The following is a 23,173-nucleotide window of genomic DNA, read 5'->3' as shown; positions in this document are numbered from 1 at the left end:
CACGTTTGGAGGTCTCCATGGCGCGAGTCGATCCCGCCGAGTCAACCGCCGCGACCAGGCCGCGCCGGCGGGTCGCTCCGTCCATGATCGAGCGGATGACCTTGATCATGGACGTCTTCGAAGACCGGTCGACCCGGCTCACCCTCGAGGAGGTGGGGATACGGGCCGGGCTGCCTCGTTCGACGGTGCACCGGATCCTGGACCAACTCATCGGCCTCGAATGGGTGGAGCACGCGTCGTTCGGCTACTGCCTCGGTCGGCGGGCGCGCCGCTTCGGCGGCAGCGTCGACGGTGAGATTCGCGTTGCAGCAGCGCCGTCACTGCACGAATTGCACATGCAGACCGGCATGGTCGTGCATCTTTCCGTGCTCGACGGGGCGGATGGCGTGTACCTGGACAAGAGAGGCGGCCGCTTCGCCTCGAGCCTGCCGTCGCGTGTCGGTGGTCGCGGCGCCGCCTACGCGACGGCAGGTGGCAAGGCGATGCTCGCCTGGCTCGATCCCCGGCGGGTGGACGAACTGTACGGAGAGGGCCTCGCTCGTCGCACCGACAGGACGATCACCGACATCGCGACACTGCATCAGGAACTGAACAGGATTCGCCGACGCGGCGGCGTGGCCTTCGAGCAGGGCGAGTCGGTCCGCGGTGTGGCATGCGTCGGTGCCGCGGTTCGTGGCGTCGCCGGACCGGTTGCCGCAATCTCGCTGTGTGGGGATGCCAGAGGCTCGAACCTCGAACGCGTCGCCCCACTCGTGGTCGATGCGGTTGCGGAAGTCTCGCGGATTCTGGACCCGGAGTTCGGTGACGGTCGGCGGAATCGGCGCGTGACCGGTACCCGCGTCGACACCTGGTCGGCGGATTCGCTGGACCGGCTGGCCTCGATCCAGACCGGCCGATGGGTCTGACCGGGGAGCCACACCGATCGATCCGCACGCCGGAACTTCTCGACCATCGAAGGAGAACAGCATGCCGGTGAACACCGTCCGCGGTCCCATCGACCGCTCGCAACTCGGCCAGACCCTGATCCACGAGCACATCGTCACGGCCGATTGGTCGATGCGAATGGCGTTCGGAGAGAACTACTACGAGCACGACGTGATCGTGGAACGCGCGGTTGCGCAGTTCCTGCGTGCCAGGGAGAGCGGCGTGCGAACGGTGGTCGACGGAACTCCGGTGAACATGGGCCGCGACATCGGTCTGATCCGCGAGGTGTCCGAGCGGACCGGGCTCGAGTTCGTCGTGTCCAGCGGCTTCTACTATCAGGAGGAGGTCTTCCTGAACTGGCGGAGCGAGGACGAGATCCATGCGTGGCTGAGCCGGGAATGCGAGAACGGCATCGCCGGCACCGGTGTGCGACCCGGAATCATGAAGGCGGCCTGCGCCGACGACGGCATCACCCCGATCCTCGACCGGGTGTTCCGGGCCATCGGCAGGGTGGCCGCCGAGCAGCGCCTGCCGGTCTTCTGTCATCACCACCCCGACGTCGGCAACGGCGAAGGGATCCTCGATCTGTTCGAGGATTGCGGCGTCGAGCCGCGTCAGGTCGTACTGGGGCACAGCGGCGACACGAACGATCTCGGCTATCTGGAGACGATGCTCCGTCGAGGCTGTTACCTCGGCATGGACCGGTTCGGGCACTGCGCTGTCGGCAACAGCCTCGCGGCCCGGGTGCGCACCATCGTCGAACTGTGTGCGCGTGGCCACGGCGATCGGCTCCTACTGTCCCACGACCTGGCAACCTACTTCGGAGTCTTCGGATCCTGGCAGGATTTCAAGGACGATGAATCGAACGATCCTGCAGTCGATTTCACGTTCGTCAACCGGCAGGTCGTTCCAGCTCTCGAAGCCTCCGGGCTCGATCCGGAGACCGTGCGTGCCATGCTCGAGGACAATCCGGCCGAGTTCCTGGAGGTCCGCTGATCCCGTCGGGTCGGCAGACCTCCGGAACCGCGTCAGAGACCCAGGGGAATGGCAGCGCCCGAGATCGGGGCGGAGTCGTCCGAGAGCAGGAACGCGATCACCTTGGCGATGTCGGCCGGGGCAACCCAGTTCGCGCGGTCCGAGTTCGGCATCGCCGCACGATTGGCCGGGGTGTCGATCACGCCGGGCAGCAGGGCATTCGACCGGATGTGATCGGCTTTGTACTCGACCGCGATCGACTCCGCGAGGGCGAGGACGGCAGCCTTGGACGTGCTGTAGGCGGTGCCGCCGGGAAACGGCTTCAGGGCGGCCCCGGACGACATCGACACGACCGAGCCGCGCCCGTGGGCGACCAGGTGCGGAAGCCCTTCGCGCAGCACCGCGTACGTGGTCTTCACGTTCAGATCCAGTTGACGGTCGATGGCCTCGGCGTCGGCTTCGTGGGTGCGCGGACCCGACTCGAATCCGCCGACGAGATTGACCAGTGCCGTCAGCGGCGCATCGGAATCACCGGCGGCGAGGGCGACGGCCGCGGAGAGCTCGTTCGGAACCGACACATTGGCGCGGACCAGTTCGAGGCGTTCGTGGTCGTCGAGTCGGGACGCTTCCGACGGCTCGATGAACGGCACCACCACACGCCAGCCGATCGACAGCAGGTGGTTGGTGACGGCGACGCCGAGCGCGCCGGTTCCGCCGGTGACGAATGCTGTTCCAGTCATGTCGGTCCTTCACATGTTCGAGGGGTCGATGCGGTCCGCGCAGCACCGACGAGGGGAGTGTGGACGGCGGGGTGTCAGCGGTGGTCGGAGGCGACCCAGCCGTTGAAGAGGAAGTCGACGAACTCGTCGGCGAGCTTGACGCCGTCGACGTCCGGATCGCCGTCGCACGTGTAGTTCGCGTTCAGCACCGAGCGGAAGGCGACGGCCGCCAGGGCCACGTCCATGTTGCGGAACGTGCCCTCGTCGACGCCCGCCTGGATGATCCGTTCCACCGCGTCGGCCCAGCGCTGGCGCTTTACCTGCACCTCGGCGAGCTGGGCGCCGTTGAGCCGCATCCATTCCCGCTCGAACACCTTTGCGGCGTCCGGGTTGGCCATGGACCAGCGCAGATGGATACGGGCGAGCATCCTGAGCTTGTCGATCGCGCCGACCTCGGAGGCCTCGACCCGTTGCAGTGCGGCCTCGCCGCTCTCCGCGATCTCGCCGACGATCTGGTAGAGCAGGTCTTCCTTGCTCTTGATGTGGACGTACAGGCTGCCGGCATGTACGCCGACGAGAGAACCGATGTCCCGCATCGACGTCCCGTCGTAGCCGCTCTCGGCGAACTGACGCAGCGCGGCCTGGCGGATCCTGGTCAGGAAGGCGGTCTTGGCATCGCTGGGGCGATTGCTCGCCGACTCCCGATCGAGCTTCGACGGCATTCGCACGGCCCTTCTGCGGCGGGGAGCGCGAACGATCGCGCTCGGGTTCCTGTTCGCCAATCATGGCAGGAGAATCGGGCCGCTGCAACAAGCGTTTGGTGTGCACTGTGTCCGGACCCGGTCAGTGAATCGCGTCCACGAGACCCCAGTCCAACGCTGTGCACGAGTCCAATCGGGCTCCCGTCACGAACAGGTGCATCGCACGCCAGCGCCCGATCCGCCGCGGAATGCTCACCGTGCCGCCCGCTCCCGGGATCAACCCCATCTCGACCTCGGGGAGGCGGAACCAGGCGTCGGTACTCGCCACGACACGGCCGGCGAACGCAGGAATCTCGATGCCGCCGCCGACGCAGGCGCCGTGGACGTGCACCTCGATGCGGTCGGCCAACTCGTGGACGAGCAGCCCCGCGCCCGCGCGCGTACGGATCAGATGCGCCAGTGCGAGATCCGGCGTCGTTCCGAACTCGTCGAGGTCGCCGCCGGCACAGAATGCGGGACCGGCACCGTCGAGCACTACTTCGGTGATCGACGGATCCGACATCGCGACGCTCAGCGCCGAGGTGAGCGTGTCCCGGAGCCGGGCGCCGTACGCATTGCGGCGTTCGGGCCGGTTGAGCGTGATCCGCAGACGGTCGCCGTCGCGGGACATCAGGACGGGTTCGCGATCCGGTGCCGGTGGCGGTGGTCGGTCTCCGCGCTCCCCGAGCCAGCGGCCGAACTCGGGGCCGCCCAGCAGCGTCGAATAGGCGAGCGATTCGACGTCGACGGCCGCACGGGTGTCGAGGCCGCCGCTGCTGCGGAGAACCTGTCGCAGGACGACCGCGGCCTGAGGATTCGCGGAGACGCGCGCCGCGAGGTCGTCGACGGCTCGGTCGACGTCGGGAACCGCGACCTCGCATCGGGGGGTGCGGCTGTCGACGTGGTCGGAGTACGTGACGTCGAGCTCGTCCGTGAGCACGGTCCGTGCGTCCGGACGTCCTCCGCTCACCCCGACCAGGATCCGATCCGCGGCACGGGCGCGGCGTGCTGCGGCGGCCAGCACTGCCGCGTCGTCGGACCCTTCCGCGCCGGGACTCAGGTCGACGACCATCATCGGTGTGTCGACGGCCCCGCAGTCGTCGAGCAGCGGCACATCCGCGGCGCCACGGGCGAGCTGGCGGGCCGTGATGCGAGGAGGGTGGAATTCCATTCGGTCCTCGTAGTTCGAAAAGCTTTGTGCAAGTGTTGGGTGCGTGAAGTCTAGAACGAGGTTCTCTGTGGTGACGCCCCTGGCTGCGTCGCGGCAGGTGGACCGGACCCGGGACTGGGCGGAGAGCGGCCTCGTCGCGTTGACCGGTCCCGCCGACGGGCCACCGGTCGTACCGCCGGGGCGGGCCGCGTCGTACGCCCGTGAACTGTCGAGTTGGATCGGTGCGGCCACGGCGGACACCGCGCACCCGGTACGGGTCGACGGCGGCCGTCTGCTGTCCGAGCGCGCCGCGTACACGGGAGGCGTTCGCGGCGGGAACATCTCGGTGGGGCGTCGTTGCCGATTGCTCCCGACCGCTGACGGGTGGGCAGCCGTCTCGTGTGCTCGCCCCGACGACGCCGCACTGCTCGGCGCCCTGGTCGGCCACGACGTCGGCGGTGATCCGTGGCCGGCCGTCGAAATGTGGCTGCGCGAACACTCCGGCTCGGAACTCGCCGACGGCGCGGAGATGCTGGGTATCGCCGCAGCACCGGTGGTCCGCCGTGCATCTGCGCCGACGGCCCCGGCCGAGGCTCGCCCCCGGTCGGTGGAGGGTCTGCTCGTGGTGGACTTCAGCGCGTTGTGGGCGGGACCGCTGTGCTCACACCTGCTCGGTGCGGCGGGAGCGCGGGTGATCAAGGTCGAGACACCGAATCGACCGGACGGCGCGCGATTCGGGGATCGTGGGTTCTACGACCTGCTGCATTCGGGTCACGAGTCGGTGGTCCTGGACCCGGACACCGAGTTCGGACGCCGTGCCCTGGCGCTGCTCGTGGATGCCGCGGACATCGTCGTCGAGGCGTCACGGCCGCGCGCGCTGGAACGCTTCGGGCTCGACGCGACGGCGGCCTGTGCGGCCGGGACCACGTGGGTCTCGATCACCGCGCGTGGACGCGACTCGCCGACAGTCGGATTCGGCGACGACGTCGCCGCGTCGAGTGGCTTGGTGGCCGCTGACGCCGCCGGGGCGCCGATGTTCGTCGGTGACGCGATCGCCGATCCGCTCACCGGGCTCACCGCCGCCGTCCGCGCGATGAGCGAACCGCCCGGTGGCGGCCCCGGCCACCTGTGGGAGGTCGCGATGTCGGAGGTGGTCGCCTCGACGCTCGTCGACGTCGCGGAACCGCAGCCCCGGGTCCGCCGTCGGGGCGACCGCTGGGTGGTCGACGGCGCTTCCGGTGAAGTCGACATCGCCGAACCCCGGCGGCGGGCCGGAGCTTTCGCGCCCGCACCGGCAGCCGGACGGGACACCGAGCGGGTGCTGCGTGAACTGGAGAAGCGTGCATGACGGCCGAGTTCGTCATCCGTAATGCGGAGGTGGAGGGTCGGCCCGGCGTCGACGTGAGACTCCGGGCGGGCCGCATCTGCGAGGTGGGGACGCATCTGTGGCGCCGCGGCGTGGACTGGCTCGATGCTCGCGGAGGAGCCGTACTGCCCGGGTTGGCCGACCACCATCTGCACCTGCATGCGTTGGCGGCGGCCCGGGCCTCGGTTCGGTGTGGTCCGCCGGATGTCCGGACGCCGGATGGGCTACGGCAGGTACTGGGCGGTTTCGACTCTGCGCAGGACTGGGTTCGCGGCGTCGGCTATGTCGAAACCGTCGCAGGGGACCTGGACGCGAACGCCCTGGACCGGTTCCACGCCCGCAGGCCGGTGCGCATCCAGCATCGCAGCGGTGCGATGTGGATCCTCAACAGCGCCGCGATCCGCGCAACGGGTCTGGCCTCGGTGGAGCACCCTGGGATCGAGCGCGGCCCGGAGGGGCGACCAACCGGCCGCATCTTTCGCGCTGACGACCTGCTCAGAACCCTGCTCCCCGCAACGGGCCCGCCTCGACTGCACGGCGTCGGTGCGGATCTCGCGCGGCTGGGTCTCACGGCGGTCACCGACGCCACCCCCGACCTGGGCGCCGACTCGCTGACGGCACTGGTGGACGCGTCGAGATCGGGTCACATTCCCCAACGGTTGCACCTGCTGGGCGTGCCACTCGGCGACGACGTGAGTGGTGGCGACGGCGAGCGGGTCACGGTGGGGCCGTACAAGATCGTGTTGGCCGATTCCGGGATGCCCGACCTCGACGGTTTGGCCGAGACGATCAGGCGCGTGCGGACCGCCGGACGGGCCTTCGCGGCGCACAGCGTCAGCCGGGAATCGTTGGCGGTGCTGCTCGCGGTCCTGAGCGACGTCGGTTGCGTTCCGGGGGACCGGATCGAGCACGCCTCCATCGTCCCCGCGGAGGTCGTGGCCGATCTGCGACGTCACGGGCTGACCGTCGTGACCCAACCCGGCTTCGTCGCGGACCGCGGCGAGGACTACCGCGCCCGGGTGGACGAGCGCGACCACCCGGATCTCTACCGATGCCGCACGCTTTTGGAGGCCGGGGTGCCGGTGGCGTTGTCAAGCGATGCGCCCTACGGCCCGCTCGATCCGTGGGCGGTGATCCGAGCCGCCGCCACCCGGAGAACCGATTCCGGAGCGGTGTTCGGTGCCGCGGAGCGGGTCGGTACGGCGGCGGCACTCGCGGCGTATCTGGGTCCCGCGGAGCAGCCCGGTGGCCCGCCACGGCGGGTGCGCCCGGGCGCTGTGGCGGACCTCGTGGTCCTCGACGTTCCGCTTCGCACGATGCTCGATACGCCCGATTCCGGTGCTGTCGGAACGGTTCTCGTCGACGGTCTCGTGGTGCATGCGAAATGACCTGGGCTGCGACGCGCATCGCCGCGGTGTTTGACGTAGCTCACATCGGGCTGCAATAGTGCTTGCAACAAACGTTTGCTCGGATTCTCGCCCGGGCTGATCCACGCGGGCAACGACGTCGTCACCGTGTGCCCGAAAGCATCGCTCTCGAACAGAACATCAAGGAGTCAATCTCATGCAGTTGCGTGTCGGAGCCCGGTTGCGGAGCACCACCTCGGCGGCCGAACTGATCGTGATCCGGATTCCCGCAGAGGATGTCGACATCCGCTGCGACGGTGCGCCGATGGTCACCCCGGAGCAGGCGGCAGACCCGGTGGGGACCACGAGCGGCGAGCTCCAACTCGGCAAGCGCTACTGCAACGCCGACGGCACCGTCGAACTGCTGTGCACGAAGCCCGGGAGCGGCGTGCTCACGGTCGACGGCGAAACGCTGGGTGTCAAGGCGCCCAAGGCGATGCCCGCCTCGGACTGAGGAAGACGATGAACATCCTGACACTGCTGGAGATCGCCGCCGATGCGGACGGCGACCGAATCGCCATCGGGGACAAGCGCGACGGGCTCAGCTACAGCCGCCTGCTCGAGCTGGCCCGCAGGTTCGCAGCCGACCGTGCCGATACCACCGCGCAGACGGTGCTGTACGGCGCGACCGCCGGGGCGGCCTTCCCGATCGCACTGTTCGGCGCGGCATGGGCCGGAATCCCGTTCGCACCGATCAGCTACCGACTGGCCGACGAGCCTCTCCGTGGGCTCGTGGCGGGTCGGGCGCCGGCCCTCCTGGTCGCGGACGGCGCCGTCGCCCGGATCGGAGGCCTGGTGGACGGCGTCGAGACCGTCGAGCCCGGGGTGCTGGTCGAGAGGCTCGGCGCCGCGGTCGCGGCCGAGATTCCGCCGGCCGACCAGGACCCGGAGGCCCCGGCAGTCCTCCTGCACACCAGTGGGACCACCGGCCCGCCGAAGATCGCCATCCTGCGTCACCGGCACCTGGTGTCGTACGTACTCGGCGGCACCGAGCTGTTCGGCGCGGGGCCCGACGAGGCCGCCCTCGTCAGCGTCCCGCCCTACCACATCGCAGGTGTCGCAGGACTGCTCACAGGTCTCTACAGCGGCCGCCGGATCGTGCAGATGCCGAACTTCGACCCACGCGAATGGGTGCGCCTCGTGCGCGAGCAGGAGATCACCCACGCAATGGTCGTGCCGACGATGCTCGCCCGCATCGTGGACGTGCTGACCGAGGACGGGGGCGGCCTCCCGTCGCTGCGTCACCTGTCCTACGGCGGAGGCCGCATGCCGCTGCCCGTCATCGAGCGGGCCCTCGGACTGCTGCCGGACGTCGACTTCGTCAACGGCTACGGTCTCACCGAAACCTCCTCCTCCGTAGCCGTTCTCGGACCTGCCGAGCACCGTGCCGCAGTCTCGTCCTCGGACCCTGACGTCCAGCGACGGCTGGGGTCGGTCGGCCTACCGGTTCCGGACGTCGAGATCGTGGTGCGCGACGACGCCGGACGCGACGTTGCGCCGGGTGAGCGCGGCGAGCTGTGGGTGCGGGGCGCGCAGGTGTCGGGGGAGTACTCCGGTGCCTCGCTACTCGACTCCGACGGATGGTTCCGTACCCGCGACGGCGGCTGGATCGACGACGGGGGATACGTCTACGTCGAGGGGCGCCTCGACGACGTGATCGTCCGTGGCGGGGAGAACCTGTCACCCGGCGAGATCGAGGACGTGATCGGCGAGCATCCCTCGGTCGAGGACGTCGTCGTGTACGGCGTTCCGGACGACCAGTGGGGCGAGATCGTCGTCGCCGCCGTCGTGCCGCGTCCGGAAGGTGTGCTCACCGCGGACGAGATTCGCGCCTGGGTGGGCGCCAGACTGCGGTCGTCCCGCGTACCGGCGTTCGTCGAGTTCCGAACGGACGTGCCGCGCAACGACTTGGGCAAGGTCCTGCGACGCGTCCTGCGCGACGAGTTCGTGCCCGCCACTGTCTGACCGAGATCGAGAGGAGCCACAGTGCAACAGCCGAAGACAGTGCAACAGCAGAACGCACCGCAATCGTTGCTCGCCGATTTCCGGGTGGTCGACTTCACGACGGGACTCGCGGGACCGTACTGCACCAAGATGCTCGTCGACGCGGGCGCCGATGTCGTCAAGATCGAGAGCGATCCGGCCGGGGATTCGTTCCGGCGCAGGAACCGCTACCGCGGACAGACCGACGGCGCGCTGTTCCAGTACCTCGCCGCCGGTAAGCGTTCGATCCGGGGGACGGTACGGGACGAGTATGTGCGCGCGTTCGTCGCGGGCGCCGATCTCGTGGTCGAGTCCGGCGAGCTGACGATCGACGACATCGAGCTGATCCGCTCGACCACGCCCGGAGTGGACATCTTGTCGATCACACCGTTCGGGAGAACCGGACCGTGGGCCGGCTTGCCCGCCACCGACTTCACACTCCAGGCCCTCGCGGGTTCACTGGCGATTCGTGGGCCGGAGGGGCGGGAACCGCTGCAGGCCGGTGGCCGCCTCGGTGAGTGGATCGCCGGATCGTACGCGGCGGCGACGGCACTCGGCCTGTGCGTCGGAACGCGACGTCGTGGCCGCGGCGGTGAGTGGGCCGATCTGTCGATGCTCGAATCCATGTGCATCGCAATGGCTCTCTACCACCCGGTGACGGCGACGTTGTCCGGAGCGCCGGGCCGCCGCACGGCCCGGACGGTGGAGATCCCTTCTGTCGAGCGATGTCTCGACGGTTACATCGGCTTCTGCACGATCACCGCTCAGATGTTCCAGGACTTCCTGATCATGATCGACCGGGCCGAGTTACTGGCCGACGACTCGATCGTCGATGTGCGCCGACGCCAGGAACGCTACGCGGACTTCCAGTCGATGATCGAGTCCTGGACGTCGACCATGCCGGCCGACGCGATCCACGAGATAGCCGGTGCCATGCGAATTCCCGTGTCGCCGATCGAAACGCCGGAGACTGTCACCGAGAACGCGCACTTCGCCGAGCGCGGCGTGTTCGTCGAGAACCCCGCGGGTTTCGTCCAGCCGCGACGGCCGTACCTCGTCGACTCCGTGGTGCCCGGTGCTGTCGGCCGCGCGCCACTCGTGGGCGAGCACGACGGCGCAGAGCCGTGGACGCCACGGGTACAGCCGGACAGGCCGCTCGGCGACGCGGACGCTGCACCACTGGCCGGCATCAGGATTCTCGATCTCACCGCGTTCTGGGCGGGCCCCGCCGCGACCCAGGTACTCGCCGGGATGGGCGCCGAGGTGATCAAGGTCGAGTCGGTACAACGGCCGGACGGCATGCGGTTCACCTCGACCAGATCCCCGGGCGAGGCGGCCTGGTGGGAGGCGGGCGGCGTGTACCAGGGCGCGAATGCCGGCAAACTCGGTGTGACACTCGACCTGAGCCGCCCCGAGGGCGTCGACGTCCTGCTGGAGATGGTTCGCCACGCGGACGTCGTGATCGAGAACTTCTCGCCCCGCGTGCTCGACAATTTCGGGCTCACGTGGGATCGGCTGCGCGAGACGAATCCGGCCGTGGTGTTCGTGCGGATGCCGGCCTTCGGTCTGTCCGGTCCGTGGCGGGATCGCACCGGGTTCGCGCAGACGATGGAGCAGGCGACGGGCCTGTCGTGGATGACCGGCTACCGCGACGGCAGCCCGATGGTCCTCAAGGGTCCGTGCGATCCGGTCGCGGGGCTGCACGCCGTGGTCGCGACCCTGTCGGCCCTCGAATACGCGCGGGCCGAGGGCCGGGGCTGTTTCGTCGAGGTGCCGATGGTCGAGAGCGCGTTGAACGTGGCCGCCGAGATGGTGATCGAGTACAGCGCCAACGGAAAATCGCTCTCCCGTGACGGCAACCGCGGTCCGGACTCCGCGCCTCAGGGCGTGTACCGGTGTGCGGGCGGAGCGGACGACTGGCTCGCGCTCGCAGCCCACGACGACGCGCAGTGGACCGCGATCACCGCCGTGCTCGACCTGCCGGACAGTGTGCTCGACGCCGACTTCGACACCGCGGACGGCCGTCGCCGGCATCACGATCGCCTCGACGAATTGCTCACCGAGTTCTGTGCAGGGCGCGACGTCGACGAACTCGCGGCTGCGCTGACTGCACGGGGCGTCCCGGCCGCGCGTGTGGTCGATCCGAGCCGGATCCTCGAGAACCCGCAGGCCCGGCACCGCGGATTCGCGGAGAAGGTCGACCATCCGGTGTTCGGGCCGCTCGAGATCCCCGGCCTTCCCGCGGTGTTCGCGGCGCGGAAGGAACCGGCGTTCACGACGGCCGCGCCGATGCTGGGACAGCACAACGACGAGGTGCTCACCGCGCTGGCCGGGCTCGATGCGGCCCACCTCGAAGATCTGCGCGACAGCAACGTGATCGGCGACCGTCCCCTACATCTCTGACACTCGACAGGAGTACTCGATGTGAGTGCACATCCCTTCCGCGACGTGGTGATCGTCGCCGCCTACAACACCGAGCAGGCCCGGGTGTTGGACGGCCACAACAGCTTCACCATCAGTCTCGACGCGGCGCGGGGCGTCATCGCCCAGTCCGGTATCGACCCCACCACGATCGACGGCGTGTACAGCAAGACCGCGCCCCAGCTCATCTACGCACTGGGCCTGGGCCCGGTGTGGAACGCGAACAACCCGGGCGGTATCACCGGCGTGCTGCATGCCGCGAGTGTCGTGGCGGCCGGGCTGTGCGAGACCGTGCTGGTCGCCGACGGGGAGGCCGGCCGGTACACCGAACGCGAATCCACCGCCCCGTGGACGCGACCGTCCAACGAGTTCGTCGCCCCCTTCGGTCTGTACACGGCCTCGGAGTTCGCCCTCATTGCTCGGCGGCACATGCATCGGCACGGTACGACGTCCGAGCAGATGGCGGCGGTGGCGGCCCGGATCCGCAACAACGGCAACATCAATCCCGATGCGATCTACTACGGGCGCGGCCCCTTCACCGTCGACGACATCCTGGCGTCGCGAATGATCGCCGACCCGTTCCACCTGCTCGACTGCGCAATGACCTCGGAGGGCGGTTGCGCACTCGTCGTCACCACCGCCGAGCGCGCGAAGGACCTGCCCGGCACGCCCGTCTACGTCCTCGGCGGCGGACTCGACCACATGGGGCCCTCGTACCAGCACGCACCCAGTTGGGATCTCGGCAGCCGCTCGTCGGACATCCCCAACGGCTACGTCGGGCGGCGGGCTGCCCGCACCTCGTTCGCGATGGCCGGCCTCACGCCCGCCGACGTCGACGTGGCCGAACTGTACGACCCGTTCTCGTTCGAGATCATCCGCCAGTTCGAGGCTTTCGGCTTCTGCGGTGACGGTGAGGGCGGTGAGTGGGTCGTCGAGAACGTCACCGGGGACGACCCGCGGCTGCCCATGACGACCGACGGCGGACTGATGTCCTACAGCCACGGCGGCGGCATCGTGCAGCTCACCCAACGCATCGCGCGGGGCGTGCACCAACTCCAGGGCGTCTGCGAGACCAATCAGGTCGACGACGCCCAGGTGGTGCTCTGCAGCAACGGCGGAGCCGGCGCCTTCTTCACCGACGTCCTGCTACTGGGAAGTGAACGACCATGAGCGAGAACACCATCACGACCTTACTGGCGCCCCAGCGGGCGGGAATTCCACTGCCCGAGCCCACCGTCCTGTCGAAGCCGTTCTGGGACGGATGCGTCGCGGGAGAGTTGCGGTACCAGCGCTGCACGGCGTGTGGACACGCCGAGTTCGACCCGAACAAGCTGTGCCGCGGCTGCGGGGCGGACAGCCTCGAGTGGCAGGTCGGCTCCGGTCGCGGCACCGTCTACAGCTACACCGAGGTGACCAGGCCGCAGACGCCGGCCTTCACGAGCCCCTACGTGGTGGTCATCGTCGAGCTCGACGAGGGCTACCACATGGTGTCGAACATCATCGGGTGCGCGCCCGCCGACGTCCGGATCGACATGCCTGTCGCGGTGGTGTTCCACGAGATCGAAGAGGGCGTCGTACTGCCGTACTTCGCGCCCGCTCACTCGGGGATGAACGGATGAGCGACAACGATATTCCGCACGTCGCCGTCGTCACCGGCGCCAGTCGCGGCATCGGCCGGGCCATCGCACGGCGGTTCGCCGCCGACGGCATCCGCGTGCTGGCCGTGTCACGTTCCATGCGCGCCGGCGACGGTCGTCTGCAGGGGTCGCTCGAGGAGACCGTCGCGCAGATCCGAGCCGACGGCGGCACCGCGCAGCCTCTGGTGTTCGACCTCGGCGATCCGGACGGCGACCGCGCGTCGGTGATTGCCCACGCCGAAAAGGTTTTCGGTGCGCCGGTCGACATCCTCGTCAACAACGCCGCGGCCACACGGCACTTCGACCAGTTGTACGGCGAGATGACTCGGGAGTCCTTCTACGATTCCGTGGAGACGAACGTCTGGGCCGGGTGGGACCTGGCGACCGCGGCGGTGCCCGGCATGCGGCAGCGGGGGGCCGGGTGGATCCTGAGCATCTCGTCGACCCAGGCGGGGCCGCGCAAGGGTCCGCCGTTCGCCCCGAACTCGACGTTCGGTGCGTGCCTGTACGGCGGCACCAAGGCGATGATCGACCGGATCACCACCGGCGCCGCGATGGATCTCTACGACGACAACATCGCGGTCAACACGCTGGCCCCGGAGTATTCGATCGCCACCGAGAACGCGCTCACCGTGCCCGGCGTCACCACCGGCAACTCCGAACCGGAGGAGACCATCGCGGAGGCGGCACTGGCCCTGTGCACCGGAGACCCGAAGGTGCTGACGGGGAGGATCACTCGCAACCTCGGCCTGCTGGTGGAGCTCGACCGTCCGGTCCGCACGCTCGACGGCGCCTCGCTCCTACCGGGATGGCAGCCCGCCGACATCGACAAGACTCGCATCCGCCCGGGCTACCTGTCGGCCGTCCTCTGACCCGAAGACCCATCCGCTCGTTCCGCGGACACCACGCACATCTCTTGCAACAATCGTTTGTTACAGACTTCTACAGGAGGCACCCCCATGCCACTCCAGCCTTGGATGAAGCTCGTCTCGGTCGACGACCACCTCATCGAGCACCCCACCGTGTGGGCCGATCGCCTACCGACCAGATACCTCGAGGCCGGCCCGCGCATCGTCGAGGAGCCCTCACCGTCGGGCGGTGCGCCCATGCAGGTATGGAACTACCAGGGCAAGCGCTTCCCGGCGATTGGACTCAACGCGGTGGCGGGCAAGGATCCCGAGGACTTCGGGATGGAACCGGTCCGCTACTCGGACATGATCCCGGGTTGCTACGACCCCAAGGCGCGTCTGGCCGACATGGACCTCGACGGCGTGTGGGCGCAGACCTGTTTCCCGTCCTTCCCGCGTTTCGCGGGTGCTCTCTTCACCGTGGAGAGCACCGACATGGAGTTGGCGCTGCTGAGCGTCAAGGCCTACAACGACTACGTCCTCGACGAGTGGTGCGCCGCCGCGCCGGACCGCTTCATCCCGGTGATCATCTTGCCGCTGTGGGACATCGCGGAGTGCGTCGACGAGATCCACCGGACCGCGGCGAAGGGTGCCAAGGGCATCACGTTCCCGGAGGATCCGGTCCCGCTGGGGCTCCCGTCGTACTACACCGACCACTGGGACCCGGTCTTCGCGGCCGCGCAGGAGACCGGGATGCCGCTGTGCATGCACTTCGGTTCCTCGGGCCGCCCGCCTGCCACGGCGGAGGAGGCGCCGTACGCCGTGACCATCTCGCTGTACGCGACCAACATGATGTCGTCGACCTCGCACCTGCTGTTCTCGCCGGTGTTCCACAAGTTTCCGAATCTCAAGGTGGCGCTGTCCGAGGGCAACATCGGCTGGGTGCCCTACATGCTCGAGCGCATCGACGCGGTGTGGGAGCGCCATCGCCACTACCAGAACGTCGTGCAGGATGTGGTGCCGTCGACGCTGTGGTTCCGGAACATGTACGGCTGCTTCATCGACGACGACTTCGGGCTGAAGAACCGGCATGTCGTCGGCATCGACAACATCACGTGGGAATGCGACTACCCGCACTCGGACTCGTACTGGCCCAACAGCCGCAAGCACGCCGAATTCCGGTTTCAGGACGTGCCGGACGACGAGGTCGTCAAGATCGTCGAGACCAACGCTCGCCGGCTGTTCAACTTCTACGACGACGGGGCGAAGGCGTGAGCTCGCCCGACCCGTTCGGGTGGCAGCAGCCGCCGATCACGCCGATGACGGCGGAGGAGCGGATCGAGGCCGACGACTGGGTCGAGCAGGATCTGCTCACACGGGACCTCGCGTCCGAACGCCTCGACGCGGTCGTCACGCAGGCCACCGCCGAGTTGGCGTATCTGGAGACGTCGGGGGCATCGACCGAGGCGATCGATCTGGTGCGCCGGCGCATCGCGGCGGCGGCCGCGTCCCGCAAGTTCGTGGAGGAGGGCTGACCATGGCGTCCACGCCGTCGAGGGCAACCGCGCTGGTGCAGACCGGTCCGCGGGAGGTGCGTTTCGAGCAGTTCCCGCTTCCGGTCCTCGAGCCCGGTGCGGCGCTACTGCGGGTCGAGGCGAACGGGCTGTGCGCCAGCGACATCGATTCGTGGGAGGTGAAGCACTCGGCATACGAACCCGGGGTGTCGCCGTTCCCGCGGATCAACGGTCACGAGATCGTCGGCATCGTCGAGGACGTCGGCGTCGGCGCGCGCTCGGACGGGGTGCGAGTCGGTGACCGGGTGGCGGTCAACCCGTTCCTCGGGTGCGGCCGGTGCGATGCCTGCCGGGAGGGCGCGATCATCCGCTGCGCCGGTTGGCCGTTCCGCCCGAATGCGTACGGATACATCCCCACCCGGCACGCGCCGGCGCTGTGGGGCGGGTATTCGACGCACGTCTACATCCACCCGAACACGATTCTGCACCCGTTCCCGGAGAGCACCGACCCGTTGGACGCCACGCTGTGGAATCCGTTGGCTGCCGCGATCGACTGGGCGGTGACGACCCCCGGTACGACGATCGGGACGAGCATCGCGATCCTCGGCTGCGGCCAGCGTGGGTTGGCGGCCGTCGTCGCGGCCAAGGCCGCCGGCGCCGACACGATCCTCGCGACCGGACTGTCACGGGATCGGCACAAGCTGGATCTCGCAAAGGAGTTCGGTGCCGACGTCGTCGTCGACGTGGAGACCGAGGACCTGCGGGACGCGGCGCACCTGACGACCGGTGGGCGCGGATTCGACGTCGTGCTCGACACGTCGCCGCACGCGACCGGCCCGTTGCTCGACGCCCTCGACATCGTCCGCACCGGTGGCACGGTGGTGTCGGCAGGACTGAAGACCCGGCCGATCGAGAACTTCCCGATCGATCTGCTGACACTCAAGAACATCCGTCTGATCGGGTGCGGGGGGTCGAGCGTCCAGTCATACCAGCAGGCGGCCGGTATCGTCGCGTCCGGCCGCTTCCCGCTCGGCCGCATGCGGACCCACGTCCTCGGGTTCGATCGCCTCGAGTACGGCATCGAACTGCTCCGCGGCGATCACCCCGAGGAACGGCCGATCAACATCGTGATCACCCCGACCATGAGCGACGCCTGACAGTTCCGGTTCCGTCCCGCGCGCGAATTCGTCTCCCGCGCGCGCAATCGAGCGCGCGACGGGTCAGTTTGCGCGCGGGACGAGCGGTGCTACTCGCAGGCGATCCCGTCGTTGTCGCGATCGAGGTGCGGTGCGTATCCGGTCTGCCCGCGGTAGATCGGCGTGACGCCGGCGTTGCGTGCCTCGGTGCAGTTCTTGTAGCCGACCTGCGGGCGCGGCGTCTGCGGGGCAGGCGCTGCCTGGGGAGCCGGGGCCGGGGCCGGGGCGGGAGCCGGGGCCGGAGCCGGAGCAGGGGCCGGGGCGGGAGCCGGCGCTGCGAGCGGCGGTGCGGCGACCGGAGGAAGCATCGGACCGAGCGCGTCGGCGGATCCCGTGGGGATCAGACCGACGATCTCGCGCGGCAGGAAGTCCTGGATCGTTCCGGCGCGCATGACGGGTGCCGGCGGAAGCAGCGGCTGAACAGCATCGGCGACGAACTGCGGGATTGCATTGGCGACTGCGGGCGGCAGGAAGTCGTGAACTGTCGATGCCGACGCGATCGCCGGTGCAGCGACGGAAACCGCGGCGCAGCCGACGAGAGAGATCGTGAGCGTGCGAATACGCATGGGAACTCGATTCGTGGAAGATGCCGCGGGAGTCCACGGCGTCGTGATGATGTGACAGGACTGTCTACCGTAGAACCTTTCGGTTGGTTTGTTCGGGGTATTGCGACGCGTGGCCAGAACCTTGGGGTATAACTTCGGCCGTTGACCAAAACGCGCCACCGGATCGGTGGTCGGATCCGGGGGAGCTTTCGATGACAACGTCAGGTGTTCGTGTCGTGCGCGAAAATAGGAGCGTCGGGGTGGCGGTAGCGCTCGGGATCGGCGTGGCTGTCGCCGGATCGCTTTCGGCTTGCGGGTCGTCGGACGACACGACCGCGGCGGCGCAGGCAACGACGACCGCCACTGTCGCCGTGCCGGCGACATCGCTCGCCCCGCCGGTGTCCGCTTCGGTCGTCGCGCCCTCCCCGACGGTGCCTGCCCCGGCGTCTGCACCGGCGTCGGTCTCCGCCCCGACGCTCGTGCCCATGCCGAACGTGATGTGCATGAATCTCCAGGACGCGCAGGACCTCATCCAGGAGAACGGCGTCTTCTTCTCCCGGAGCGCAGACGCCTCGGGTAAGGGGCGCAACCAGGTCGTCGACTCGAACTGGATCGTCGTCGGTCAGACCCCCGCCGTGGGTGCGCTGATCGGTGAGGGTGATGCCGTGCTGTCCGTGGTGAAGATCGGCGAACCGAACCCCTGCTGACGGCAGCGGATCCCTACTGGTCGTCGAGATCGTCGAACAGTGACGGTTGGATGGGCTCCTCGACCGGCCGAGGACGCTCGGTCTTGTTGTCGGGCAACTCGTCTCGACGCGGATCCGGAGCCTCGGCCGGAGTTTCGGCCGGCGTCGGCGGCGGATCGCCGACGGTCGCCGGTGACGGCGCCGCCGGGAAGTGCAGGACGCCTCCGAAGTGCGACGCGAACTCCTCGTCGACCCCGTTCAGGAAGTCGCCGAGGTGTTCGATCATGTCGGCGAGATGCTGCGGTACGAACGGGTCGGCGAGCATGTCGATCATCACCCGGAGCCGGTCCTCGTACAGTGCGAAGCGCAGGTACGGCCAGCGGCGGTTGAGGTCGGTGACGAGTTCCGCGGCGCGGGTCCGCCCGCTGATGTCGCGCACCAGGGGTGCCCACAGCTGGATCTCGGGCGCGGCCTCGTTCGCGATCACCAACGCGAGGGCCGCGCCGAACCGGAGCACGATGTCGCCGTCCTGATCGCGTTCGGGTTCGTGGCCGAGGATGTCCGCCACGGTCCGGGCGATCACCTCGCGCAGATGGTCCGTGTCGCGCGGCCGGATCGCCAGGTAGCGATCGAGGGGAGCGGGGCGCGGCGTCGGATCGGGCGTCTCCCCGGGCACGGGTTCGGCGTCCGCACCGAGATGATGCAGCGTCAGGAAGCTGGGGTGCGGAACGTCCCATGTGTCCCGGAAGACCGCGACGATCATCGCCGCGAGCTGATCCGCCCACCGCGACGCCTTCTCGACGAGGAGCGCGGGTTCGTCGCCGATGTCGAAGTCCTCGAACTGCAGAGGTGGTTCGACCGGGTCGGGCTGGATCCAGCCCTGGTCGAGCAGGCGTGCGCGATCGGTGCCGGACAGCCGTCGTCGCGGCGGCAACTGGAGGTCCGTCGGAATCTCGCAGCGGACGAGCGGGTCACCGGGGGCGGCCGTCACCCGGCACTGCACGAAGGGAAGGCGACCGTCGGCGTCGTCCGTCTCGGAACTGGTCTCGAGTACCAGTTGGTCGTCGACGGATGCTGTGGCAATACGGTCGGCAAGGCGTGAACGGAAGGAACCCCAAGCGTCGTCGAGTGCGCGATCGAAGTCGTTTCCGGCAGATCTGTTCGAGAACTCGGACACAGCAATACGGTATCGCGCCCGTCGAGTGGAAATCGAAGCGGCGGTCCGGGGGCCCCGTCCCGACTGATCGGAGCCGAATGTGGGTTTGTCCGCTCCTTCGCCTAGTGTGCCGAATCGAGTTCGATACTGGGAGGTATGTAATGCGCGTCGGCGTTCGAAAGTGGCGAGGAGCCCGTGCCGGTTCCGTGGCGGGGCTGGGAGCGGCGGCGATGGCGCTGGTTCTCTCCGCAGGCACCGCGACGGCGGCACCGAATGAGGGGAGCGCCTCCGGCAGTCTCGGCTCGGGAAGCCTGGGAAGCCTCGGGAGCCTCACCGGAAGCTCGGGCGCCGGCAGCGTCAGCTCGGGGTCGTCGATCCCGGAGTCGCTGCAGGAGGACCCGGGGCCGCCGCCCGCGGTGCGCGACGACATCACCACCGCCGCGATCGTCGGTGAGAAGCCGCTGTCGAACCAGGCCGTCCAGCTCACGATCGCGTCGCCGGCGCTGCGCCGGGAGGTGACGGTACAGGTGCTGCTGCCGGCGGACCGGTCGGCGCCGCGCCCCACGCTGTACATGCTCGACGGCGTGAGTGCCCGGAACAACGGCAGCGGCTGGATGAGCGCGGGACTCGGTGACGCGCCGGGGTTCTTCGCGGACAAGGACGTCAACGTCGTCCTGATCAACGGCGGACGGGCCAGCCTCTACACGGACTGGGACGAGATCGATCCCAAGCTCGGCCTGAACAGGTGGGAGACCTACCTCACGCAGGAACTGCCGGGACTGATCGACGCCAAGCTGAAGACCAACGGGGTCAATGCGATTGCCGGCAACTCCATGGGCGCGCAGTCCGCCGTCATGCTCGCTCACCGCCATCCCGAGCTCTACCGCGGTGTCGCGGCGTTCAGCGGCTGCTATTCGACGAGCGATCCGCTGGGACGGCTGGTTCTGCAGACCACGGTCACCTCGCAGGGCGGCGACCCGACCAACATGTGGTCGGATCCGGACGGACCCGAGTGGCTGTCGCACGACTCCGTTCGCAACGCCGAGCAGCTGCGTGGCAAGCCGATCTACCTGTCGGTGTCGAACGGGCTGCCCGGAGAGTTCGAGGAGGGCTCGGACGATGCCCGCCGGCTGTACCTCGGCGGAGCGATCGAGGCCGCCACCAACGTGTGCACCCGGATCTTCCAGGCGCGTCTGGAACAGCTCGACATCCCGGTGACGGTCGACTACGCGGGTGCCGGGGTCCATGCGTGGGACTACTGGCGTCTCCAGCTTCCCAAGTCGTGGCCGACGCTCGCGAAGGCGCTCGGCCTGTCCTGACGCGACCCGATCAGCCGGTGACGGCCTGGACCGAAAGCTGGTTCAGGCCGTCACCTGTCTTCGAGCACCCGGTGGACGCGTACGGGACGAAGATCGAGCCGGTGTCGTTGGGCGGGTACACGCGCAGACCCGCGACCGGGGTGGGCGCGCAGGTGTCCGCAGGGTAGTTCTGCACCTCGACCGCGCGCACCATCGCGGTGGCGGTCGCGTCCGGGGCGAGCGTGACGGCTCCGGCGGATTCTCCGGAGCGGGTCGCAGCCGCCCCCACCTGAGCGCCGTCGGCGCCGCCCTGCACGTAGGAGACACCGGGGAACCCGTCGAGCGCGCACGTCCGTCCGCCGACGTTGGTGAAGACGAGAGGGAGCTCGGTCGACCCGGCGGCACCCTGGCCCTGCCCGAGCGTCAGGCGCAGCTCGCTCACGGCACAACCGGCCAGCTGGGCCGGCGCGGTGGCGGCCGCCGCGGCAGCGGTAACCGACGCGGCAGCGGTTACCGACGCGGCGGCGGTGGGAACCGCGTCCGCGGTGCCGCCCTCGTCGCTGCCGCAGGCTGCGGTGGTGAGCAGGGCGGCGATGCCGACGGCGCCGAGGGTGCGGATCAGGACGGGGTTTCGGGACATCGCACGCACTCCTGGCAGTCGTCGGTTCGATTCCTGTGAATATCGCACGCGGGCGCAGTCCCCGCAGATCGGCTCGCGGAACGGCCGGCCGGGCCCATCACGATCGGACATCTGATCGTCACGTCGTGTAGCCCGCCTGTAACAGCAGGTCACCTAGCGTATACGGCGACGTATACATGGTTGGGCCGCCCTGCGCGGCCCGTGCGAGAAAGCGGCCAACGATGACGACATTCGACGCCAGCACCCCCACCGAACGCGCACGGGCGGCCTTCGCGCGCATCGCCGAGTGCGGCCGCCCGGAGGTGTGGATTCACCTGCGGCCCCAGTCGGACGTCCTCGCCGACGCCGCCGCGGTGGAGCGGAGAGTCGCGAAAGGGGAATCGCTGCCGCTCGCCGGCACGGTGTTCGCCGTCAAGGACAACATCGACGTGGCCGGGTTGCCCACCACGGCGGCCTGCCCCGAGTTCGCCTACGTCCCCGACGTGTCGTCACCCGCGGTGGACCGGCTCGTCGCCGCCGGCGCGGTGCTCGTCGGCAAGACGAATCTCGACCAGTTCGCGACCGGACTGGTCGGCACCCGCAGTCCGTACGGCGTCGTGCGTGCCGCGCACCACCCCGACCGGGTGTCCGGTGGTTCGAGTTCGGGGTCCGGGGCCGCGGTGGGGCTCGGACTGGTGGACTTCGCCCTCGGCACCGACACTGCGGGCTCGGGGCGCGTGCCCGCTGCGTTCAACGGTGTCGTCGGTATCAAGCCCACGCTCGGACTGGTGCCGACGCGGGGCGTGGTGCCGGCGTGCGCCGACTTCGACTGCGTCACCGTCCTGGCACCGACGGTGAGCCTCGCGGGGCTAGCGATGTCGATCATGATCGGCCCCGACGTCGACGATCCCCGCAGTCGGGCCTGGCCGGCCGACGTCGTGCTCGCGGCCCCACTCCGTCCTCGGATCGGGGTCCCGGTCGAGGACCAGCTGGACGTGCTCTCCGAGAGCTACCGCCGCAGTTTCGCGGCGACCGTGGCACAGGCCGAGGATGCCGGTCTCGACATCGTGCGAGTGGACATCGCCCCGCTGCTCGCAGCCGCGCGCCTGCTCTACGATGGCGCCCTGGTCGCGGAACGATTCGACGCGGTAGGAGAGTTCGTGACCGCGAACCCCACTGCGGCGCTGGACCCGACGGTCGCGGCGATCGTCCGGGGATCGGCCAAGCACGCGGCGCACGAATTCGTCCGCGACACGGGTGTTCTGGTGACGGCCAAGCACTTCGCCGCCGAACTGTTCGACGGCGTGGAGGCGCTGCTGCTACCCACGACGACCGAGCATCCTCTCGTCGACGACGTGCTCGCCGATCCGGTCGAGATCAATCGCAGACTCGGCACCTTCACCAATTTCTGCAACCTGCTCGACCTGGCATCCGTCGCGGTTCCGGCGCCGGGGGAGCCCGGGGAGTCGTTCGGTGTGATGACCGTGACGCCGGCGTTCGGCGACCAGGTCGCGCTCGACGTGGCCGCCCGGATCGTCGCCGGCGAGACCGCGGTCGTCGCTCCGGACGAGGGCGTGCGGCTGGCGGTGTTCGGCGCACACCTGCAGGGACAGCCGTTGCACCACCAGTTGGAGTCGTTGGGAGCGCGATTCGAGCGGGCCGTCGCCACCACGGACGACTACCTCATGGTGCGACTGGACTCCGAGCCGCCCAAGCCCGGTCTGGTGCGGGTGTCCGAGGGCGGAGCGGGACGGTCGCTTCCGGGTGAGCTGTACCGCATCTCGCGCGCCGGTCTCGGCACCTTCCTGGCTGCGCTCCCGGAACCGATGGCGCTGACGGCGATGACCCTTGCCGACGGAACCCCTGCCGTGGGCTTCACCTGCACCCCCGCGGCGGCGGCGACGGGAGCCGACATCACCGAGTTCGGCGGCTGGCGCGCGTTCCTCGCGGGCATCCCCGCGTGACGCCGAGGTAACGCGGTCGGGGCCTC

23 protein-coding genes are annotated in these 23,173 nt (G+C 69.1%); 16 read left to right on the top strand and 7 right to left on the bottom strand.

Features of this window, described 5'->3' with window-relative positions; translation table 11 throughout:
* Positions 1 to 17 precede the first annotated feature (17 nt).
* Both PSS76_RS23785 and PSS76_RS23780 read left to right on the top strand, forming a co-directional pair.
* Positions 18 to 905 (top strand): IclR family transcriptional regulator, encoded by an 888-nt coding sequence (locus PSS76_RS23785; protein WP_084979082.1) that lies wholly within the window; start codon positions 18 to 20, stop codon positions 903 to 905.
* A gap of 61 nt (positions 906 to 966) precedes the next feature.
* Positions 967 to 1,920 (top strand): phosphotriesterase family protein, encoded by a 954-nt coding sequence (locus PSS76_RS23780; protein ID WP_084979081.1) that lies wholly within the window; start codon positions 967 to 969, stop codon positions 1,918 to 1,920.
* 32 nt (positions 1,921 to 1,952) lie between these two features.
* Here the strand turns inward: PSS76_RS23780 and PSS76_RS23775 are convergent, their stop codons facing one another.
* The 3 genes from PSS76_RS23775 to PSS76_RS23765 form a co-directional block, all read right to left on the bottom strand.
* Positions 1,953 to 2,639: an SDR family NAD(P)-dependent oxidoreductase gene (locus PSS76_RS23775; protein WP_064058104.1), complete on the bottom strand. Its 687-nt coding sequence runs from the start codon at positions 2,637 to 2,639 to the stop codon at positions 1,953 to 1,955.
* 74 nt (positions 2,640 to 2,713) lie between these two features.
* Entirely contained in the window at positions 2,714 to 3,340 is a 627-nt protein-coding gene (locus tag PSS76_RS23770; RefSeq protein ID WP_005514313.1) for a TetR/AcrR family transcriptional regulator, read from the bottom strand.
* Between the two features lie 121 nt (positions 3,341 to 3,461).
* Positions 3,462 to 4,529, bottom strand: coding sequence for an enoyl-CoA hydratase/isomerase family protein (locus PSS76_RS23765; RefSeq protein WP_337456725.1), 1,068 nt, complete (start codon positions 4,527 to 4,529; stop codon positions 3,462 to 3,464).
* A gap of 67 nt (positions 4,530 to 4,596) precedes the next feature.
* Here PSS76_RS23765 and PSS76_RS23760 point away from each other — a divergent pair, with 67 nt between their 5' ends.
* The 11 genes from PSS76_RS23760 (at position 4,597) to PSS76_RS23710 (ending at position 16,840) form a co-directional block, all read left to right on the top strand.
* The gene (locus PSS76_RS23760; protein WP_084986005.1) at positions 4,597 to 5,856 is read left to right on the top strand and encodes a CoA transferase; all 1,260 of its coding nucleotides are present in this window, start codon (positions 4,597 to 4,599) and stop codon (positions 5,854 to 5,856) included.
* Entirely contained in the window at positions 5,853 to 7,262 is a 1,410-nt protein-coding gene (locus PSS76_RS23755; RefSeq protein ID WP_221278571.1) for an amidohydrolase family protein, read from the top strand. The genes PSS76_RS23760 and PSS76_RS23755 overlap by 4 nt, the downstream gene beginning before the upstream one ends.
* Positions 7,263 to 7,437: 175 nt before the next feature.
* On the top strand, positions 7,438 to 7,734 hold the full coding sequence (locus PSS76_RS23750; protein ID WP_022594972.1) for a hypothetical protein: 297 nt from the start codon (positions 7,438 to 7,440) through the stop codon (positions 7,732 to 7,734).
* 8 nt (positions 7,735 to 7,742) lie between these two features.
* Positions 7,743 to 9,245 (top strand): class I adenylate-forming enzyme family protein, encoded by a 1,503-nt coding sequence (locus tag PSS76_RS23745; RefSeq protein ID WP_337456721.1) that lies wholly within the window; start codon positions 7,743 to 7,745, stop codon positions 9,243 to 9,245.
* A 21-nt stretch (positions 9,246 to 9,266) separates the two neighbouring features.
* Positions 9,267 to 11,666: a CaiB/BaiF CoA-transferase family protein gene (locus tag PSS76_RS23740; RefSeq protein WP_337456720.1), complete on the top strand. Its 2,400-nt coding sequence runs from the start codon at positions 9,267 to 9,269 to the stop codon at positions 11,664 to 11,666.
* Positions 11,667 to 11,687: 21 nt separating this feature from the next.
* Positions 11,688 to 12,854 (top strand): thiolase family protein, encoded by a 1,167-nt coding sequence (locus PSS76_RS23735; protein ID WP_084968952.1) that lies wholly within the window; start codon positions 11,688 to 11,690, stop codon positions 12,852 to 12,854.
* Positions 12,851 to 13,303 carry a Zn-ribbon domain-containing OB-fold protein gene (locus PSS76_RS23730; RefSeq protein WP_064058110.1) on the top strand — a complete coding sequence of 151 codons (453 nt, stop codon included), beginning with the start codon at positions 12,851 to 12,853 and terminating at the stop codon, positions 13,301 to 13,303. Before PSS76_RS23735 ends, PSS76_RS23730 begins: the two co-directional genes overlap by 4 nt.
* Positions 13,300 to 14,193: an SDR family NAD(P)-dependent oxidoreductase gene (locus tag PSS76_RS23725; protein WP_013415481.1), complete on the top strand. Its 894-nt coding sequence runs from the start codon at positions 13,300 to 13,302 to the stop codon at positions 14,191 to 14,193. Before PSS76_RS23730 ends, PSS76_RS23725 begins: the two co-directional genes overlap by 4 nt.
* Positions 14,194 to 14,280: 87 nt before the next feature.
* The gene (locus PSS76_RS23720) at positions 14,281 to 15,444 is read left to right on the top strand and encodes an amidohydrolase family protein (RefSeq protein WP_013415482.1); all 1,164 of its coding nucleotides are present in this window, start codon (positions 14,281 to 14,283) and stop codon (positions 15,442 to 15,444) included.
* A complete protein-coding gene (locus PSS76_RS23715; protein WP_005514298.1) occupies positions 15,441 to 15,704 on the top strand; it encodes a hypothetical protein in 264 nt (87 codons plus the stop codon). Before PSS76_RS23720 ends, PSS76_RS23715 begins: the two co-directional genes overlap by 4 nt.
* Positions 15,705 to 15,706: 2 nt before the next feature.
* Positions 15,707 to 16,840 carry a zinc-dependent alcohol dehydrogenase gene (locus PSS76_RS23710; RefSeq protein ID WP_084968953.1) on the top strand — a complete coding sequence of 378 codons (1,134 nt, stop codon included), beginning with the start codon at positions 15,707 to 15,709 and terminating at the stop codon, positions 16,838 to 16,840.
* 89 nt (positions 16,841 to 16,929) lie between these two features.
* Here PSS76_RS23710 and PSS76_RS23705 read toward each other — a convergent pair whose 3' ends face one another.
* Both PSS76_RS23705 and PSS76_RS23700 read right to left on the bottom strand, forming a co-directional pair.
* Positions 16,930 to 17,445, bottom strand: coding sequence for an excalibur calcium-binding domain-containing protein (locus PSS76_RS23705; RefSeq protein ID WP_315850064.1), 516 nt, complete (start codon positions 17,443 to 17,445; stop codon positions 16,930 to 16,932).
* A 64-nt stretch (positions 17,446 to 17,509) separates the two neighbouring features.
* Positions 17,510 to 17,929 carry a hypothetical protein gene (locus PSS76_RS23700; protein WP_236733836.1) on the bottom strand — a complete coding sequence of 140 codons (420 nt, stop codon included), beginning with the start codon at positions 17,927 to 17,929 and terminating at the stop codon, positions 17,510 to 17,512.
* Between PSS76_RS23700 and PSS76_RS23695 the strand changes: the two genes are divergently transcribed.
* Complete coding sequence (locus PSS76_RS23695; RefSeq protein ID WP_236723293.1) at positions 17,928 to 18,131, top strand: calcium-binding protein; 204 nt, start codon at positions 17,928 to 17,930, stop codon at positions 18,129 to 18,131. The genes PSS76_RS23700 and PSS76_RS23695 overlap by 2 nt on opposite strands.
* Before the next feature lie 13 nt (positions 18,132 to 18,144).
* On the opposite strand, the gene PSS76_RS23690 is transcribed toward PSS76_RS23695, so the two are convergent.
* Positions 18,145 to 19,287: a T3SS (YopN, CesT) and YbjN peptide-binding chaperone 1 gene (locus PSS76_RS23690; RefSeq protein WP_064077356.1), complete on the bottom strand. Its 1,143-nt coding sequence runs from the start codon at positions 19,285 to 19,287 to the stop codon at positions 18,145 to 18,147.
* 140 nt (positions 19,288 to 19,427) lie between these two features.
* Here PSS76_RS23690 and PSS76_RS23685 point away from each other — a divergent pair, with 140 nt between their 5' ends.
* On the top strand, positions 19,428 to 20,585 hold the full coding sequence (locus PSS76_RS23685) for an alpha/beta hydrolase (RefSeq protein WP_064077357.1): 1,158 nt from the start codon (positions 19,428 to 19,430) through the stop codon (positions 20,583 to 20,585).
* Positions 20,586 to 20,595: 10 nt separating this feature from the next.
* Here PSS76_RS23685 and PSS76_RS23680 read toward each other — a convergent pair whose 3' ends face one another.
* Positions 20,596 to 21,204: a DUF4232 domain-containing protein gene (locus PSS76_RS23680; protein WP_064077363.1), complete on the bottom strand. Its 609-nt coding sequence runs from the start codon at positions 21,202 to 21,204 to the stop codon at positions 20,596 to 20,598.
* Positions 21,205 to 21,425: 221 nt separating this feature from the next.
* Between PSS76_RS23680 and atzF the strand changes: the two genes are divergently transcribed.
* Positions 21,426 to 23,147: an allophanate hydrolase gene (gene atzF / locus PSS76_RS23675; protein WP_337456719.1), complete on the top strand. Its 1,722-nt coding sequence runs from the start codon at positions 21,426 to 21,428 to the stop codon at positions 23,145 to 23,147.
* Positions 23,148 to 23,173: the final 26 nt, after the last annotated feature.

The organism is Prescottella sp. D32, from assembly GCF_037287305.1.
In the GTDB taxonomy this organism is placed as follows: Bacteria; Actinomycetota; Actinomycetes; order Mycobacteriales; family Mycobacteriaceae; genus Prescottella; species Prescottella equi.
This window is presented reverse-complemented; position numbering and strand designations above follow the sequence as displayed.

Coding starts and splice junctions, on each gene's coding strand:
- PSS76_RS23700 (WP_236733836.1), bottom strand. CDS start 17,929: ATGCACATCACGTTCGGCATGGGCACGAGCGTCGGGGCGGAGACCGAC.
- atzF (WP_337456719.1), top strand. CDS start 21,426: ATGACGACATTCGACGCCAGCACCCCCACCGAACGCGCACGGGCGGCC.
- PSS76_RS23770 (WP_005514313.1), bottom strand. CDS start 3,340: ATGCCGTCGAAGCTCGATCGGGAGTCGGCGAGCAATCGCCCCAGCGAT.
- PSS76_RS23710 (WP_084968953.1), top strand. CDS start 15,707: ATGGCGTCCACGCCGTCGAGGGCAACCGCGCTGGTGCAGACCGGTCCG.
- PSS76_RS23765 (WP_337456725.1), bottom strand. CDS start 4,529: ATGGAATTCCACCCTCCTCGCATCACGGCCCGCCAGCTCGCCCGTGGC.
- PSS76_RS23785 (WP_084979082.1), top strand. CDS start 18: ATGGCGCGAGTCGATCCCGCCGAGTCAACCGCCGCGACCAGGCCGCGC.
- PSS76_RS23750 (WP_022594972.1), top strand. CDS start 7,438: ATGCAGTTGCGTGTCGGAGCCCGGTTGCGGAGCACCACCTCGGCGGCC.
- PSS76_RS23720 (WP_013415482.1), top strand. CDS start 14,281: ATGCCACTCCAGCCTTGGATGAAGCTCGTCTCGGTCGACGACCACCTC.
- PSS76_RS23730 (WP_064058110.1), top strand. CDS start 12,851: ATGAGCGAGAACACCATCACGACCTTACTGGCGCCCCAGCGGGCGGGA.
- PSS76_RS23775 (WP_064058104.1), bottom strand. CDS start 2,639: ATGACTGGAACAGCATTCGTCACCGGCGGAACCGGCGCGCTCGGCGTC.
- PSS76_RS23745 (WP_337456721.1), top strand. CDS start 7,743: ATGAACATCCTGACACTGCTGGAGATCGCCGCCGATGCGGACGGCGAC.
- PSS76_RS23685 (WP_064077357.1), top strand. CDS start 19,428: ATGCGCGTCGGCGTTCGAAAGTGGCGAGGAGCCCGTGCCGGTTCCGTG.
- PSS76_RS23780 (WP_084979081.1), top strand. CDS start 967: ATGCCGGTGAACACCGTCCGCGGTCCCATCGACCGCTCGCAACTCGGC.
- PSS76_RS23725 (WP_013415481.1), top strand. CDS start 13,300: ATGAGCGACAACGATATTCCGCACGTCGCCGTCGTCACCGGCGCCAGT.
- PSS76_RS23755 (WP_221278571.1), top strand. CDS start 5,853: ATGACGGCCGAGTTCGTCATCCGTAATGCGGAGGTGGAGGGTCGGCCC.
- PSS76_RS23705 (WP_315850064.1), bottom strand. CDS start 17,445: ATGCGTATTCGCACGCTCACGATCTCTCTCGTCGGCTGCGCCGCGGTT.
- PSS76_RS23680 (WP_064077363.1), bottom strand. CDS start 21,204: ATGTCCCGAAACCCCGTCCTGATCCGCACCCTCGGCGCCGTCGGCATC.
- PSS76_RS23695 (WP_236723293.1), top strand. CDS start 17,928: ATGAATCTCCAGGACGCGCAGGACCTCATCCAGGAGAACGGCGTCTTC.